Consider the following 15905-nt stretch of genomic DNA (forward strand, 5'->3'; position numbering starts at 1 on the left):
CAGCAGTTAACACACATTCATGTATTCAATTATAGATATAGAAAGTAATGGTGCAGGTTATAGAAATGAATGCATTATAGATATCGCCATTTACAGATATGACGGTCAGAAAATTATAGACCAGTTTATATCGCTGGTAAACCCTGAAGGTGATATCACTCCTTTTGTACAGAAACTGACCAGTATTACCCCGAAAATGGTCAAAACTGCTCCGAAATTTCATGAAATTGCCAAAAGAGTGATAGAAATTACTCAGAATACAACTTTGGTAGGTCATAATATTGATTTTGATTACAGGATGCTTCGCCAGTCATTCAAAAGGCTTGGTTATGATTTTAAAATCAATACTTTAGATACAATTCCGTTAGCAAAAAAACTGATTCCTGACGAAGTAAGTTATTCCCTGGGAAAACTGGTAAAATCATTAGGTATCCCATTGACCAACCATCACAGGGCAGAAGGCGATGCAAGAGCTACATTAGAACTTTTCAAGCTTCTGATTTCAAAGGATACTGAAAATGAGATTATTCAGAAGCAACACGATGAGTCTAACGCCAAAACGTATATCAATAAGATCAAAGAACTGACTCAGGATCTTCCTAATGATAAAGGTTTTGTATACTTTCAGGATGAAGCCGGGCGTATTATGTTCTCAGATTATGTTCAGGATATCAACAAGTTTTCCAAAAAGGTTTTCAATTCCAAATCAAAAAAATGGGAACAGATTCAGAAAGATGTTGAACAGATTAATTTTGAGCTTACCGGAACAGATATTATTGCCAAACTGATCCTGAATTCGAAGAATATTAAAAAGAAAGAAGTTTTGCCTTTCGGGCTATATTTCAGGAATAATAAATATGTGGTTGAGAAAAATAAACTCAATAAAACCGAGAAACCGGTCTTGAAATTCAGGTCATTTACCCAGGGAACAAAAGCTGTTCAGTTTATTGGATCTCAGGAAGAATTTAAGGATTTTGCTGTCTTGAAACAAAAAATTGAATTCAGAAAAAGAAATGAACTCTGGCTGGGACCAGGAAGAAAATTAGGAGAAAAGTTATTTTTAATCATAGAAAACGGGAAAGTGGTTTCGTTCGGATTCTATGAGTTGTTTACGCAGATTCAGACACTCAGTAAACTGGCGAAGTTGAAAATTGATCTTCCGTTATCTTCCACAGATCTGAATAACGAATTGCAATTGGCCCTGCTTCGCGGGGATTTTGAGACATTACCGTTGCCCAAGTAAAAGAATGTCTATACGTTACAAGTTGTCTTGAAGGCAATACTCGTAAAATCAATTTTTAAAAAGTAAAAAATAAGTAGTATTTTTGCAAAAAATAAATATAAGCAATGCAAAATTTTAAACAAAATAAAACTGGAAAAAAGGGAACTGTAAAGTTCTCTAAGGTTTGGAATATTTAAAAGAGTTGTCTTGCATAAAAAATAATCAATGTGGCAGGCTCTTTTCTGAAGAATCTGCCTTTTTTTATGTTAAAATGAAATTATGAATTCAAAAGAATTATTAAAAATTGCCAATGAGTTTGGCACACCAGTGTACGTTTATGATGCTGAGTCTATCAAAATTCAATACGAAAAACTTACCTCTTCATTTTTAAAACATACGAAGTTCTTCTATGCGGCGAAGGCTTTAACGAATATCAATATTCTTAAGTATGTCAAGAACCTGGGTGCATCTTTGGATTGTGTATCTATAAACGAAGTTAAACTTGGATTGAAGGCAGGATTTTCGAAAGAAAAGATATTGTTTACTCCCAATTGTGTTGACCTGGCGGAAATAGAAGAAGCAATGACTTTTGGAGTTCATATTAACATTGATAACATTTCTATTCTTGAACAATTCGGGAATAAATATGGAAATACGTATCCTATTTTAGTAAGAATCAACCCCCATATTTTTGCCGGCGGTAATTATAAGATCTCAACGGGGCATATCGATAGTAAATTCGGGATTTCCATTCACCAGGTTCGTCACATCGAAAGAGTGATGAAAAGTACTAACCTGAATGTTGAAGGTCTTCACATGCATACGGGAAGTGAAATAAAAGATCCGGAGGTATTCCTTCAGGCTTTGGAGATTATGCTGGAACTTTCTGAGCATTTCCCGAACCTTAAATATCTTGATATGGGAAGCGGTTTCAAAATCCCTTACCAGGATAGTGAAGAAGAAACTGATGTGAAAACATTAGGTAAAAAAGTAGAGAAAGTAATTTCTGAATTTTCAAAATCTACAGGAAAAAAATTCGAATTATGGTTTGAGCCTGGAAAATTCCTGGTGGGGAAAAGTGGATATTTATTAGTGAAAGCTAATGTGATCAAGCAGACGACGGCTACTGTTTTTGTTGGGGTGAATTCCGGATTTAACCACCTTATCCGTCCTATGTTCTACGACTCTTACCATCTGATTGAAAACCTTTCCAATCCCAAAGGAGCAGAAAGGATTTATACGGTAGTAGGAAATATCTGCGAAACAGACACATTTGCCTGGGACAGAAAGCTGAATGAAGTAAGAGAAGGAGATATCCTTGCTTTCCATAATGCAGGAGCTTACGGTTTTGAAATGAGTTCAAACTTCAACTCAAGATTAAAACCTGCTGAAGTATTATTCTTAGATGGAAAAGCTCATTTGATCCGTAAAAGAGATGAATTTGAAGATCTGTTGAGAAATCAGATTGAAATAGTGATGTAAAATCTGAAACATACGATATAAACAGCCGCCTTTTGGGTGGCTGTTTTGTTTTACAGGGGAATTAAACCTCACGGGTTTTGAAAACCCGTGAGGTTTTAATAGAAAAAGAATTCAAAATTAAATTACAATTTTTTAACATCGAGTTAGGGATAGAGTCTCAACTTTATTAGCTAAATTTGATAGAGATAGGAAGATTTTCTTCTTCTCAAATACTATTTTCACCAAAAACAACCACCAAAACAGACTAATTATGGCGAAAAACATAGCAGAGCAGATTGTTGAAATGCTCGAAAATGCCAATGTGAAAAGAATTTATGCAGTAACCGGCGACAGTCTTAACCATCTGAATATTGCGGTCAAAAAAAGCAGTATTCAATGGATTCATGTAAGACACGAAGAAGTAGGAGCTTATGCTGCCGCTGCGGAGGCTGAGCTTGATGGGTTGGCAGTATGTGCCGGAAGCTGCGGTCCCGGACATGTTCATCTCATCAATGGAGTGTATGAAGCACATCGCTCTCATGTTCCAATGCTGGTGATTGCTTCAACGATTCCCAGTGATGAAATGGGAATGGACTACTTTCAGGAAACCAATACGATAAAACTGTTTGACGACTGTAGTTACTATAATCAAATGATTACCCGGCCGGAGCAGGTGCAGAGAACTGTGCAAACGGCTATCCAACATGCGATCTCCAAAAAAGGAGTTGCGGTGATAGGCCTACCGGGAGATGTTTCTGAATTAGATGCCGAAGAAGGCTCTACCTCCACCCAGATTTTTAAAACCAATCCTGTCATAAGACCTTCGGATGACGAGTTGAAAAGCTTGTCAACATTAATAAATAACAGTAAAAAAGTAACAATCTATTGCGGAATAGGTGCCGCTGAAGCACGCGATGAAGTGATTGCTTTGTCCAATCTGTTAAAAGCACCTGTAGGATATTCATTTAGGGGAAAAATGGCTATTCACCCCAATAACCCAAATGAAGTGGGACTTACAGGGCTGTTAGGATTTCCTTCAGCCTATCACGCTATGCATGAAGCTGATCTCGTTATTCTCCTGGGAACGGATTTTCCTTATCAGAAATTCATGCCTGTAAAAAATAAAATAGTCCAGATTGATGAAAGTCCTGAAAGATTAGGAAGAAGAGCAAAACTCGAGCTAGGACTTGCCGGAGATGTCAAAGAAACCATTAAAGCATTATTACCTTTACTTGACGAAAAAACTGATGTTCATTTCCTGAACGAGCAGCTGGCATTTTATGATAAAGTGAAAGAAAGCCAGTTGGAATATGTAAAAGATTCTGGAAAAGAGAATGCTATTCAGCCGGAATATGTGGCCCACACTTTAGACAAACTTGCTAAACATGATGCTATTTTTACCGTAGATACCGGAATGTGCTGCGTTTGGGGAGCAAGATTTATTACAGGAACAGGCGAAAGGAAAATGCTGGGATCGTTTAACCACGGATCAATGGCGAATGCGATGCCAATGGCTATCGGGGCAGCTTTAGCGCATCCTGAGAAACAGGTAATTGCTCTATGTGGTGACGGAGGATTGTCTATGCTTTTAGGGGATATGGCTACTATTTTTCAGTATAAACTCCCTGTGAAACTGATTGTTTTCAACAACAGAACGTTAGGAATGGTAAAACTGGAAATGGAGGTTGGTGGAATGCCCGACAATGAAACAGATATGATTAATCCGGATTTTGCTATGGTAGCACATGCAATGGGCTATCCCGGAAAAAACGTTCATCTTCCCGAAGAAGTAGAAGGTGCTATCAAAGAATGTCTGGATCATGACGGGCCTTATCTTCTGAATATTTTCACCAATCCCAATGCGCTGGCTCTTCCTCCCAAGATTGAATTTGACCAGATCATGGGAATGAGCAAATCTATGGCACAGCTGATGCTGGGAGGGAAAATGGATGAGGTTTTTGAAACCGTCAAAAGCAATTATAAACACATTAAGGGTCTGCTATAGGATTAAGGTGCAATAATTTTAAAACCTGCCTTGAATTCACAATATTTAAATTATAAAACTTCATGCTTTGCGTGAAGTTTTGTTTTTTATAAATAAGCTAAATATTTACCTTTGTTTATTATTAGTAAACAAGATTATGAGAACGGTACTTTTATTTTTAGCCTTATGTGTAATGAATTTTTCATTGGCGCAGGATCAGGAAGACCGCGATGATTCTTTCATCAGGGAGAGCAATAAAAATGTTCTGAAAATAGACATCAAAGAACCTTTTATGCAGGTGGCTGTAAAATGTAATGATTTTAAACCTGCTGCTTTCGAAGGAGGTGTCGTGGCCTATAAAGAAATTCTCAACAAATATATGTATGCCTACCTGAATTCAGATTTCTATGCTTTGACCGGAGATTTTACATTTACCTTAGTGCTTGATGCTAAAGGAAAAGTAGTAGATGTGAAAGGAATGCCTAAAGTACAGAACAGTGAAGTTTTTTTTGATGATATGCAATATGTGGTAAGAAGAATAAAGAAAAACTGGACTCCGGCATCTTGTGGCGGACAGCCTGTAGCTTCACAGATTAAAGTTAAAATGAACTTCTCTTCAATGTCCGTGGATATTGATTAAATAATACAAACACAATAATGAAAAATACTTTTTTTTTATTTTTTCTGGCTTTTGTCTCTCTGTATAAAGCGCAGATACTTGATGAATATCCGGAGAAACAAAGCTTTTATGAAGGAGGAATGGTTAATTTTTACAAAGATGTTCATGAATATCTTGTTAATAATAAATTTAAGGAGTGTGATGAAAAAGAGATTTATCAGCCAAGAATTATTGTAACAGAAAAAGCTGAAGTTAAATTCATCAAAGATTCTGATACGGCTAATATTGCAAGGAACAAATGTGCATACAATATGTCCAGGGAGCTTCTTAAAAACCTTAAGAAATGGAAGCCGGCTGAAGCCAAAGGCTGGAAAATTGGGGCTATTACCGAGTTTATTTTATATCCAAAAGATGTAATGAGTAATTACCAGCCGGGTTATGATGCCAATAAATTTGTAGCGCATACCAAATACCCTGAAGGATCGAAAGTTTTTCATACTTTATTTCATGATAATTTTATGACGATTTTTTCAGATTATCAGCTTAACGGAAAGGTAAATCTGGAATTTTATATCAGCAAAGACGGTCATATTATTAATCCCAGAGTTTATCCTGAAGTTTACAATCAAAATTTTAATACTGATTTTATGCGGACTCTCGCAAGGATGAAAAAGACCTGGATACCAGCTTTTTATAAAGATATTCCGATTGTGGAAAGGATTTCATTTCCGGTACAGTTTTCAATAACATTTACTGAAAGATAATCCTGACATTCTGTCACAATATTTTGTATCTTTGCAAACTTATTCGTTCGTAATTTAAAATTGCGAACCTTAAATCGATTATCGTGCAGGAAAAATATATAGACGAAACAAAACAGGGCGAAGCTTTTGCTATTGCAGAAAGACCGGAGAACTCTAAAAAGCTGTTTTTAGAAAGCTATGGTTGTCAGATGAACTTCTCTGACTCTGAGATTGTTGCATCCATTCTTAATGAACAGGGCTATAATACAACAATGAAAGTTGAAGAAGCTGACCTGATTCTTTTAAATACCTGTTCCATCCGTGAAAAAGCAGAGCAGACTGTAAGAATGCGTCTTTCTCAGTTCAAAAATCTGAAAAAAGAAAGACCGAATATGACGGTAGGAGTTCTGGGATGTATGGCAGAAAGATTGAAAACCAAGTTCTTAGAAGAAGAACAATTGGTTGACCTTGTTGTTGGCCCGGATGCCTACAGAGACTTGCCGAACCTTTTAAAAGAAACCGATGATGGAAGAGATGCGATCAACGTAATTCTTTCCAAAGAAGAAACATATGCAGATATCAACCCTGTTCGTTTAGGAGGAAACGGTGTTACCGCATTTGTTACCATTACCAGAGGTTGCGATAATATGTGTACATTCTGTGTGGTTCCTTTTACCAGAGGAAGAGAAAGAAGCCGTGATCCACACTCTATTATTGAAGAATGTAAAGATCTTGCCAACAACGGATATAAAGAAATTACCCTTTTAGGGCAAAACGTAGATTCCTACCTTTGGTATGGAGGAGGACCTAAAAAAGACTTTGCCAAAGCTTCTGAAATGCAGAAAGCAACAGCCGTTAATTTTGCTCAGCTTCTTGATTTAGTGGCTAAAGCCGTTCCGGAACTGAGAATCCGATTCTCTACCTCAAATCCGCAGGATATGAGTCTGGATGTATTCAAAATGATGGCAAAGTATGACAATATCTGTAAATATGTTCACCTTCCTGTACAAAGCGGAAGCAATAATATGCTTGAAGCGATGAACAGACAGCATACCCGCGAAGAATATCTTGATCTGATCAGAAAAGCAAAAGAAATTGTTCCGGAAGTAGCATTCTCTCAGGATATGATTGTTGGATTCTGTAATGAATCTGAAGAAGATCACCAGGATACTTTAAGCCTGATGAGAGAAGTAGAATATGACTACGGTTATATGTTTGCCTACTCTGAAAGACCGGGGACTCCGGCTCACAAGAAAATGGAAGACAATATTCCGGCTGATGTGAAGCAGAGACGTCTTGCTGAAGTTATTGCACTTCAGGGTGAGCTTTCAAAACAAAGAATGAAATCCTATGTAGGAAGAGAGCATCAGATTCTGATTGAAGGTATTTCCAAGAAGAACAAAAATCAATGGAAAGGAAGAAACTCTCAGAATGCGGTATGTGTCTTTGATAAACTGGAAGGACAGAAAATAGGTGACATTGTGAACGTTTTTGTGTATGACAATACACAAGGCACACTTTTAGGGAGAACAGCGGAATAAAATTAAGTTACCATCACTGAAAAACTTAAAAAAAGAAAATATATATTCTTAAAAAAAGATCAACGGGTATATTACCGTAAGATTTTTAGTAAATTGTGAAGGAAAGACAGTACTGTTCAGATTATGGTATATAAGCCCAGGTCTGAAAGAGATAGAAGGTTTACAAGTAGTTTACTATCAGTATTTAACCTATAAAATTAAAAATGGAAAAGTTTCAGAGGTATTACCTTAGCTTTTTGTTACTTATCGTTTACACCAATACTATTGCACAGGTCAGCTGTAATGCAGTAGAGGGTGAGAACTGTAAAAAAGCGTGTGAGTTATACAACTGGGCTTCAGATTTACAAGGTTTTGCAGAATCTCAGGAAGGCTTTGCTAATGCCTTAGAGCTACGTCCCGATTTTTCCCATGGTTACATGGAAAAAGCCATTCCATTTCTTAAAAAAGGAGATTTTGTAACCTGGAAGATTCTAATTGATAAAGCCGTTGCTTTAAATCCCAAAATGCACCTTAGCTACCGGGGCCGGACAAAGTTTCAGTTCTTAAGAGACTATAAAGGAGCCATTCAGGATTTAGAAGGATTAAAAAAATATGAGCCCGGAGACTTAGGAAGATCTCAGGACGGAGACTATAATCTGGACATAGTAAGAGCTATGTCCTACAGTGCTTTGGGACAGAAAGAAAAAGCGGCTGGGATTATAGAAAGACTTTTGGCTACCAGAGGTTATGTGAAGGGAATGTTCGATCATTATCAGCTGGGAGTTACCTATTTCGAGCTGGGAAGATATGACAGAGCCCTGGAAAATTTTGAAAAACAAAGCAAAGAGTACGACTTTGCCGAGAATATATACTTTAAAAGTAAAGTTTCTAAGATCAGAAACAAAGATTATTTGGATTTAAAAATGTTAGCCCTGCAAACGTATGATGAAGGAAAGACTATGAAAGATGTCTACACTCATCACTTTAACAAAGTCTACAGAAAAGAAATTGAAGCGCTGTAGAAGATTAACATTCAGTCAATAATCAAAAATTTACTTATGAGCAACGAGCTACAAAACATAAAAAACCGTTTCGGAATTATCGGAAACTTTCCTGCACTCAATCGTGCCCTCGAAAAATCTATCCAGGTGGCACCTACAGATATCTCTGTACTTGTGATTGGAGAAAGTGGGGTAGGAAAAGAATTTATTCCGAAAATCATTCATTCAGAATCCAGAAGAAAACATCAGCCTTATATCGTCGTAAACTGTGGAGCGATTCCGGAAGGAACTATAGACTCTGAATTGTTCGGACACGAAAAAGGAGCTTTTACAGGAGCTACAGCGACAAGAAAAGGATATTTTGAAGTAGCAGACGGCGGAACCATCTTTTTGGATGAGGTGGGAGAACTTCCTCTGCAGACTCAGGTTCGTCTTTTAAGAGTGCTGGAAAGTGGTGAATTTATGAAAGTAGGTTCTTCGCAGGTGCAGAAAACCAATGTGAGAATTGTGGCCGCTACCAACGTTAATATGATGAAAGCCATCCATGATGGAAGATTCCGTGAGGATTTGTATTACCGTTTGAATACCGTTCAGATTGATATGCCGCCTTTGAGAGAAAGAAAAGGAGATATCCATTTGCTATTCAGAAAATTTGCGATAGACTTTGCAGAAAAATACAGAATGCCGGAACTGGAACTGGAGCAGAGTGCTGTTCATTACATTGAAAGTTATTCTTTCCCGGGGAACGTCCGCCAGCTAAGAAACTTAGTAGAGCAGATGACCGTTGTGGAAAGGAACAGAAATATCACTGCTGAGAAGCTTGCCGAATATATTCCTATGGAAACACACCTTCCAATGGTGGTCAATACACAAAGCACGCCTAAGCAGAGCGATTTCGGAAATGAAAGGGAAATCATGTATAAAATTCTGTTCGATATGAGGAATGATATTAATGATTTAAAATCCTTAACTTCGGAACTGATCAAGAACAGAGGAACAGCAGATCTGAGCAACCATGAGAAAAACCTGATCAACAGGATTTATACTTCTGATAGTCAGCCGCAGGTGAATTCCGGATCAATGTTATATTTTGAAAATAATAATGATACGCCGGCAGTTCAGACTCCTACAATTATTTCGACACCTGAGGACAGCTATGAAGATATTGAAGATATCGAAATTGAGGAAAACAGGCCAGAATCTCTTTCTCTTCAGAACAATGAAAAAGATTTGATTATCAAGGCTTTGGAGAAGCATAAAGGACGTAGAAACAGAGCTGCAGATGAGCTGGGAATTTCACAAAGAACTTTATACAGAAAAATAAAACAATATAACCTGGAAGATTAACAAAACATAAATAATGAAAGTCAATTTAACACCTAAGCCGATCAATTTTAAACTCGGAGAATATATAAACAAAGGTTTCGAACTTTTAAAGAAAGATTTCGGGAATATTTTTATAGCATTTTTAGTATGCTTTATCATGTCTATTATTCCATTCTGCGGATTATTAGCAATGGGTAATTTATACAAATACCTTCAAAGGCTGAACAGAAACCAGCCTGCAAGTCCCGGAGATATTTTTGATTTTAAAGACTTCATGCCTTATTTTATGCTGCAGTTAATTGTTTTTGGTGGTGTTTTACTGCTTTACATTCCTTTATTTGCTGTCCTGGGTATATCAGGTTCAATTTCGGGAAGGGATGAACCTAATCCAATGGTTGCATTATTTGTGTTTCCCTATGTATTTTTAATAATAGCAGCTATATATTATTTTGTACTAAAAGGCTTTTACATCATTCCGTTAATCAGTCTTAAAGGAATCAAAGAAATAAAAGAAGCTTGGAATATTTCAAAGATAATGACTAAAGGAAATTTGTTGTCAATTTTTCTTTTCTCATTGGTAGTAAGTATATTGGCTCAGATTGGTATTATTGCCTGCGGGATAGGAATTTTTCTTACCTTACCGTTCTTATACACGGCAAACTATTTTGCTTATGAAGATGCTATTCAACAGATTGAGTATGATGAAATTATTGAAATCGGATCTAAAAATGAACTTTAAAATTAACAATATCAGCTTGAAACAATCACTGTTCACGGGAATGCTTTTTGCATTGCTGGGAGTTTTAAATTCATGCTACAGCTTTACGGGATCGTCCCTTACAGACGAGAAAACAGTTCAGATAAATGAATTTCCCAATAATGCACCTCTTGTAAACCCGGCGTTATCACAACAGTTTTCTACTGCAATACAAAACAGATTCCTTCAGAGAACCACTTTGAAAGGAACAAAAGAAAATCCGGATATCCTGATAGAAGGAGAAATTACAGACTATTCCATTACCCCTACCACAATCAGTTCCAATACCCAGACCAACCCTTCCGGTGGAGTGATTCAGCAGGCGCAGAATAAACTTACGATTACAGTAAAGGTACATTATGAAAATAAAATCCACCCGGATGCAAGCTTTGACAGAACGTATTCTGACGAAGCAGCTTTCAACAGTGATGTATCCCTAAGTCAGATCGAAGACCAGCAGGTAAAACTGGTAACAGATAGAATTATTAATAAGATATTTAACGACATTGTAGCGAATTGGTAAGATGAATCCGAGAGTTTTAGAATTAATAAAAAATCCGAAAAATATTCAGTTAGAAGACCTTGGTCTTTTGAAAGAAGAGATTCACACTTTTCCTTATATTCAGAATATCAGGGCACTTCACTTGTATGGTGTGCACCTGTACGAAAAAGAAAACTATCAGAAAGAGCTTTCTACTACAGCAGCATATACTACTGATAAAAAGATTTTATATCAGCTGATCAATGGAAAGATCAAACAAGAGCTCAAATCAGAGGTTGTTGAAGAGAAAAAAATCTCTAAAACAATTGAAAAACCAGCTCAATTAATCCCGAAAGCCAAATCTTTCCCTATCAAAAGAGAAGAAGAGATTTCTTTGGAAAGACCATCAGAGGAAAAAGAGAATACCTGTATTTTACCCACTTTACAGGATGTGAAGCACATTTATGTAAACGGTGAACGAAACAGAATTTTATTTGAAGGAGAAGAAAACTTCCTGGATGAAGAAAATTCCGAGACCATAGATATTGAATCTACCCTTGAATCCGGAACTCTGGTAACCCAGAAGACTGAGCCTATAGCTGAAGAACCGGTTCAGGAGAAAGTAGAATCCGGACAAGTTGAAGCTGAGAAGAATGACGGAGAGAACTTTACACCGGAAACTATCATTCACGAAGATCAGATTTCTTCAGAAAATGAGGAAGAAAAGATTGAAGAAGAACAAAATACAAGCTTCCATGAAGTAGCACCTTTAGTACCGGAAATAAATAATGAGGCAACAGCAGAAGATCCTGCAGAAGCAGCTCATGAAGAAAAATTGGTTTCCGGGGAAGAATCTGTTCACCACGAAGAAATAAAAGCTGAAGCAGAAGAGGAGGCCGGAGAAAGCTTTACTCCAGAAACGATCATCGATAAAGATCAGATTTCTATCCAAAAAGAAGATGGAAATGGTGATCAAGAGTTGTCTTCTGTAGAATTATCTGATGCGGAAGTCAGCTTCCACGGAACAGAATCGTTTATGCCGGACGTTAAAATCCAGACTAACAGCGAGGAGATAGCGGAGCCTGCTGAAATTTCCCAACCGAATGTCAATAAGCACGAGGAGGAAATGAGACGCCTGATTGAAGAGGTTGAGAAAAAAATGAAGGAAACTAAACTTGTTCCGCAAGAGGAAGAAATAGAACCCGAAAACGTTGAAGATCATGAAATCAGCTTCGCTGATACTCAAAGCTTCCATTTCTGGTCGACAAGTGATGATAAACCTGAAGAAGTAAAAGAAGAGCCAGTACAGGAAGAAGTTGTTGAAGACCAATCTCCGGTAGAAGAAGCTAATGCGGAAGCTGCAGAAAAAACAGAAGAAAAAGCTCCTGAAGTCCAGGCTGTATGGAAACCAATGAGTGTGGAATCCAATATGCCCGATTCTTTAATCAGTAAATCTGAACAGTCATTATCTCCTGAAATACAATCTCCGGCAGTAGAGTCAGCTCTTGTTAAAGAACCGGAAGTGATCACTGAAGAGCCAAATTCAGTTGAGGCCCCTGAAATTATTGCGGAAGCTGCTCAGGAAGATATTCAGCCGCTGGAGAAAGAAACTTCTGAAGCTGAAAAAAATCTTTCTGAATCTGTTGAAGAAGGAAAGGCTTTTACTGAAACTATAAAAGAAGATGTTCCTGTCATGAATGTTTCCTTCTTTGGAACAGATATTTCTACCCTTAAGGTTGAAGAAAAGCAGGAAGAAAAGAAAGAAGAACCTGTGGAAAAAGTACAGGAGGTTCCTATGAAAAATACGACTCAATCGACCATAGACAGCAATGTTCCGGGTTTTATCAATACATGGCAGAGCTGGCTTAAGATTGACAGAACAGAGGAGGTTGAAAAGGAAAAATCAGAAATTAAAGAAAAGGCTATAGAAACCTTTATTGAAAATAATCCTAGAATCAGTCAGTTAAAAGAAGAAAGTACATATGTGGTAAAAGAAAAGAATGATGATATCTCGCATCTGATGACAGAGACATTGGCTAATCTTTATTTTGAACAGAAACTTTATACAAAGGCCATAAAAGCGTTTGAAATACTTATCAAAAAGAGTCCGGAGAAAAAAGAATATTTTGAATCCAAAATTCAGGATATTAAAGACTTCAGAAGTAAAAATTAAAAATAAAAAAGGTACTGTTCAAAATCAGTACCTTTTTATTTTATAATTTCTGAGAAGTACCTTTGTTACTTCTTAATTTTTTCCAGGCTTTTCGCCCAAATACAATAACCACAATTAATGTGATGATGGTAAATATTGCTGCAATAACCGGTGCAGCCATTGCGAGAACAGACATAATACCTGCCCCTGCTGTCTCGGTTGTTCCAACCATTGAATTTCCCAGACCTCCGGTCGTCGCAGTAGAAGCGGCCCTTATTCCTGCAAATCCAGAGCTGATCGTAGCTGCTGTACCCCCACCGGCAATTAATGCCAAAGCCCATTGCGGGAAAGTTCCAAGATCAGCAAACTGACTGGCAAATAATAGGGAGCCGGCAACAGTTGCCATAGGGATGGAAACCGTATCGAGTAAATGATCAACGAAAGGGATATAATAAGCGAGGATCTCAATAATAGTTGCTATTCCCGTGGTAATAAGCGTAGGAAGTCCCGCAAGCCATTCAAAATGCTCATTCATAGGAATCCAGTTGAAGTAAGACGCAAGACTTACCATAAACATGGGAAGAAATACCCGGAAGCCTGTAGCCGCTGCCAATCCGATACCAATAAATGCACTGATTATATAAGAAAAGTAGGGAATATTGTCTAACATATTAATTTTCAGATTTATTGTTTTCCCTAAAAATACAAAAACTATATGATATTTGAAGTGTTGTTGATTTCGAAGCTCCAGATACGCGATGCGGGTACGAGGTTTTGAGCTTTACAATGCGTGATTTGTTGTGGAGTAAAAAATATTTTATATCTACTTATCTGTGACAATCTTGCGATCTATGGAAAATGAAAAGATCTTTAAGAAAATGCCTCACAGATCTTTTTATTTTAAGGAAAAAAATTACTTTTTCTGAGCTTCACAAAGCTTTATAAACTGAGCCTCTACATCCTGAAATTTCGGAGGCATCTCAGGAGAAACCCAAAAGAGCATCGCCATCGTTTTTTCTCCAAAGGCTTGCCTGAAAAGATCTTTATTCAGACGATAGCATTCTCTCAGTAATCTTTTGATACGATTTCTGTGGACGGCTCTTTTGAAATATCTTTTGGAAACAGAAACTCCAAACCTTGGAGCTTCTATCGGAAGGTTGGGTTTGTCTTTCAGAATAATGATTCTAAGATTTCCACTCGTTCTCCATTTGCCTTTTTCAAAAAGCAAACTGATCTCTGTGTTTTTTTTGAGCTTTTCTGCTCTTGGATAAGTAAAGTTCTGCATTAATCTTTTGTCTTTTTCACTAAATGATTAATTACTTCAGCAGCAGCGTACAGACCAAAAATAGCTGGAATAAAACTAATGGTGCCATAGAAAGACTTTTTGAAGTTACTTCCATCGGTCATTTTAAGACTTTCTTCCTTCTGAATTTCATTGGAGAATACACACCTGATCCCTTTATTGATTTTTTCTTTCTTCAGCCTTTTTCTCACCTGTTTGGCTAGGAAACAATTGTGGGTTTTGCTGATATCTCTTACCATTACCATACTCGGATCTATTTTTCCTCCCGCACCCATAGAACTTACAATCTTGATTTTTCTTCTTCTGGCAGCTTTTATTAAACAGATTTTTGGCGTAACACTGTCGATACAGTCAAGGACATAGTCAAACTTTCCTGAATCAAGGACTTCATCCATTCTTTCCGGATTCAGAAACTCGTTTATTTTGATTAATTGAAGTTCAGGATTGATATCAAGAAGCCTTTCAGCGACAACCTCTACTTTATGTTTTCCAACAGTAGAATGCAAAGCAGGAAGCTGTCTGTTGATGTTCGTAATATCTACCGTATCACCATCTACAATAGTCATATTTCCTACGCCGGCTCTTGCAAGAAATTCTGCGGCAAAAGAACCTACTCCGCCTAAGCCTACTACAAGCACATTGGCTTTGATCAGCTTATCCAATCCATCTTCTTTTATCAAAAGTTCAGTTCTTTCCAGCCAGTATTTATCCATTTTTTATTCTGTGTAAATTTTCTAAAATTTGTTCATTAAGTTGCTCCAGAGACATTTCTTTTATTTCGGAAACTTTAAGGTACAATTCTTCGATGTTAAAGTCTTCATTGTCAGTTTCCAAAAAGATTTTATTGAGTGGAGTGTTTTTCAAAATATCCTGCAAAGATAAATTATACAAAACAGCTTTTCCAAAACTCAGGTAAAAATTATTGGCAAGAAGGTCTTCAGCAATTTGACGTTTTTTATTAAAACCATGAATAATCATAGGCTGTTCGGCCTTCTTTTTAAATGAAATCACCTCATAAAATTTTCTCACACAATGAATGATCATAGGTTTTTTTACCTCATTTGCTATTTTAATCTGTCTTAAAAAAACTTCTTCCTGAATTTTCTGATCAACAGAAACCAGAGAATCCAAGCCGCATTCACCAATAGCAAAGCAGTTTTGAAACATCATATTTTTCATCCATGAAAATTGCTGTTCAAGATTGTTAACATCAATATCCTGCGGATGAATTCCAATAGAATAAGGGATGCCGGGCGGATTTTCTTCTTTGTTCAGATTGTAAATCCCGTTTATTATATAGTTCTTATGATGATGAAAATCAAAAAATTCCATATTC

The 15905-nt window shown here is 37.0% G+C and carries 15 protein-coding genes; 11 read left to right on the plus strand and 4 right to left on the minus strand.

The window, feature by feature from the left end; genetic code table 11:
- Positions 1-19: 19 nt before the first annotated feature.
- From RAH34_RS14960 to RAH34_RS15010, 11 genes are all read left to right on the plus strand, one after another.
- The gene (locus tag RAH34_RS14960) at positions 20-1243 is read left to right on the plus strand and encodes a PolC-type DNA polymerase III (RefSeq protein WP_114822060.1); all 1224 of its coding nucleotides are present in this window, start codon (positions 20-22) and stop codon (positions 1241-1243) included.
- Positions 1244-1501: 258 nt separating this feature from the next.
- Complete coding sequence (lysA, locus tag RAH34_RS14965; RefSeq protein ID WP_306596646.1) at positions 1502-2704, plus strand: diaminopimelate decarboxylase; 1203 nt, start codon at positions 1502-1504, stop codon at positions 2702-2704.
- Positions 2705-2954: 250 nt separating this feature from the next.
- Positions 2955-4688 carry a thiamine pyrophosphate-dependent enzyme gene (locus tag RAH34_RS14970; RefSeq protein WP_306596647.1) on the plus strand — a complete coding sequence of 578 codons (1734 nt, stop codon included), beginning with the start codon at positions 2955-2957 and terminating at the stop codon, positions 4686-4688.
- A gap of 136 nt (positions 4689-4824) precedes the next feature.
- On the plus strand, positions 4825-5307 hold the full coding sequence (locus tag RAH34_RS14975; RefSeq protein ID WP_228412043.1) for a hypothetical protein: 483 nt from the start codon (positions 4825-4827) through the stop codon (positions 5305-5307).
- Positions 5308-5324: 17 nt separating this feature from the next.
- Positions 5325-6050, plus strand: a complete 726-nt coding sequence (locus RAH34_RS14980) for an energy transducer TonB (RefSeq protein ID WP_306596648.1) — start codon at positions 5325-5327, stop codon at positions 6048-6050.
- An 83-nt stretch (positions 6051-6133) separates the two neighbouring features.
- Positions 6134-7570 carry a tRNA (N6-isopentenyl adenosine(37)-C2)-methylthiotransferase MiaB gene (gene miaB, locus RAH34_RS14985; protein ID WP_306596649.1) on the plus strand — a complete coding sequence of 479 codons (1437 nt, stop codon included), beginning with the start codon at positions 6134-6136 and terminating at the stop codon, positions 7568-7570.
- 203 nt (positions 7571-7773) lie between these two features.
- On the plus strand, positions 7774-8571 hold the full coding sequence (locus tag RAH34_RS14990; RefSeq protein WP_306596650.1) for a tetratricopeptide repeat protein: 798 nt from the start codon (positions 7774-7776) through the stop codon (positions 8569-8571).
- A 36-nt stretch (positions 8572-8607) separates the two neighbouring features.
- A complete protein-coding gene (locus tag RAH34_RS14995; protein WP_306596651.1) occupies positions 8608-9897 on the plus strand; it encodes a sigma-54-dependent Fis family transcriptional regulator in 1290 nt (429 codons plus the stop codon).
- Positions 9898-9910: 13 nt separating this feature from the next.
- Positions 9911-10615, plus strand: coding sequence for a hypothetical protein (locus RAH34_RS15000; RefSeq protein ID WP_306596652.1), 705 nt, complete (start codon positions 9911-9913; stop codon positions 10613-10615).
- Positions 10605-11156: an LptE family protein gene (locus RAH34_RS15005; protein WP_306596653.1), complete on the plus strand. Its 552-nt coding sequence runs from the start codon at positions 10605-10607 to the stop codon at positions 11154-11156. The genes RAH34_RS15000 and RAH34_RS15005 overlap by 11 nt, the downstream gene beginning before the upstream one ends.
- Position 11157: 1 nt before the next feature.
- Positions 11158-13287 (plus strand): hypothetical protein, encoded by a 2130-nt coding sequence (locus tag RAH34_RS15010; protein WP_306596654.1) that lies wholly within the window; start codon positions 11158-11160, stop codon positions 13285-13287.
- A gap of 40 nt (positions 13288-13327) precedes the next feature.
- On the opposite strand, the gene RAH34_RS15015 is transcribed toward RAH34_RS15010, so the two are convergent.
- The 4 genes from RAH34_RS15015 to RAH34_RS15030 form a co-directional block, all read right to left on the minus strand.
- The gene (locus RAH34_RS15015) at positions 13328-13936 is read right to left on the minus strand and encodes a DUF4126 domain-containing protein (RefSeq protein WP_114822069.1); all 609 of its coding nucleotides are present in this window, start codon (positions 13934-13936) and stop codon (positions 13328-13330) included.
- A 243-nt stretch (positions 13937-14179) separates the two neighbouring features.
- Positions 14180-14551, minus strand: coding sequence for a ribonuclease P protein component (gene rnpA, locus RAH34_RS15020; RefSeq protein WP_114822070.1), 372 nt, complete (start codon positions 14549-14551; stop codon positions 14180-14182).
- Entirely contained in the window at positions 14551-15282 is a 732-nt protein-coding gene (locus tag RAH34_RS15025) for a ThiF family adenylyltransferase (RefSeq protein WP_114822071.1), read from the minus strand. The genes rnpA and RAH34_RS15025 overlap by 1 nt, the downstream gene beginning before the upstream one ends.
- Complete coding sequence (locus RAH34_RS15030; protein WP_306596655.1) at positions 15275-15901, minus strand: TatD family hydrolase; 627 nt, start codon at positions 15899-15901, stop codon at positions 15275-15277. The genes RAH34_RS15025 and RAH34_RS15030 overlap by 8 nt, the downstream gene beginning before the upstream one ends.
- Positions 15902-15905: the final 4 nt, after the last annotated feature.

Origin of the sequence: Chryseobacterium sp. WLY505, from assembly GCF_030846215.1 — a bacterium.
Taxonomy (GTDB): Bacteria; Bacteroidota; Bacteroidia; order Flavobacteriales; family Weeksellaceae; genus Chryseobacterium.

Coding starts and splice junctions, on each gene's coding strand:
- RAH34_RS14960 (WP_114822060.1), top strand. CDS start 20: ATGTATTCAATTATAGATATAGAAAGTAATGGTGCAGGTTATAGAAAT.
- lysA (WP_306596646.1), top strand. CDS start 1,502: ATGAATTCAAAAGAATTATTAAAAATTGCCAATGAGTTTGGCACACCA.
- RAH34_RS14970 (WP_306596647.1), top strand. CDS start 2,955: ATGGCGAAAAACATAGCAGAGCAGATTGTTGAAATGCTCGAAAATGCC.
- RAH34_RS14975 (WP_228412043.1), top strand. CDS start 4,825: ATGAGAACGGTACTTTTATTTTTAGCCTTATGTGTAATGAATTTTTCA.
- RAH34_RS14980 (WP_306596648.1), top strand. CDS start 5,325: ATGAAAAATACTTTTTTTTTATTTTTTCTGGCTTTTGTCTCTCTGTAT.
- RAH34_RS14990 (WP_306596650.1), top strand. CDS start 7,774: ATGGAAAAGTTTCAGAGGTATTACCTTAGCTTTTTGTTACTTATCGTT.
- RAH34_RS14995 (WP_306596651.1), top strand. CDS start 8,608: ATGAGCAACGAGCTACAAAACATAAAAAACCGTTTCGGAATTATCGGA.
- RAH34_RS15000 (WP_306596652.1), top strand. CDS start 9,911: ATGAAAGTCAATTTAACACCTAAGCCGATCAATTTTAAACTCGGAGAA.
- RAH34_RS15005 (WP_306596653.1), top strand. CDS start 10,605: ATGAACTTTAAAATTAACAATATCAGCTTGAAACAATCACTGTTCACG.
- RAH34_RS15010 (WP_306596654.1), top strand. CDS start 11,158: ATGAATCCGAGAGTTTTAGAATTAATAAAAAATCCGAAAAATATTCAG.
- RAH34_RS15015 (WP_114822069.1), bottom strand. CDS start 13,936: ATGTTAGACAATATTCCCTACTTTTCTTATATAATCAGTGCATTTATT.
- rnpA (WP_114822070.1), bottom strand. CDS start 14,551: ATGCAGAACTTTACTTATCCAAGAGCAGAAAAGCTCAAAAAAAACACA.
- RAH34_RS15025 (WP_114822071.1), bottom strand. CDS start 15,282: ATGGATAAATACTGGCTGGAAAGAACTGAACTTTTGATAAAAGAAGAT.
- RAH34_RS15030 (WP_306596655.1), bottom strand. CDS start 15,901: ATGGAATTTTTTGATTTTCATCATCATAAGAACTATATAATAAACGGG.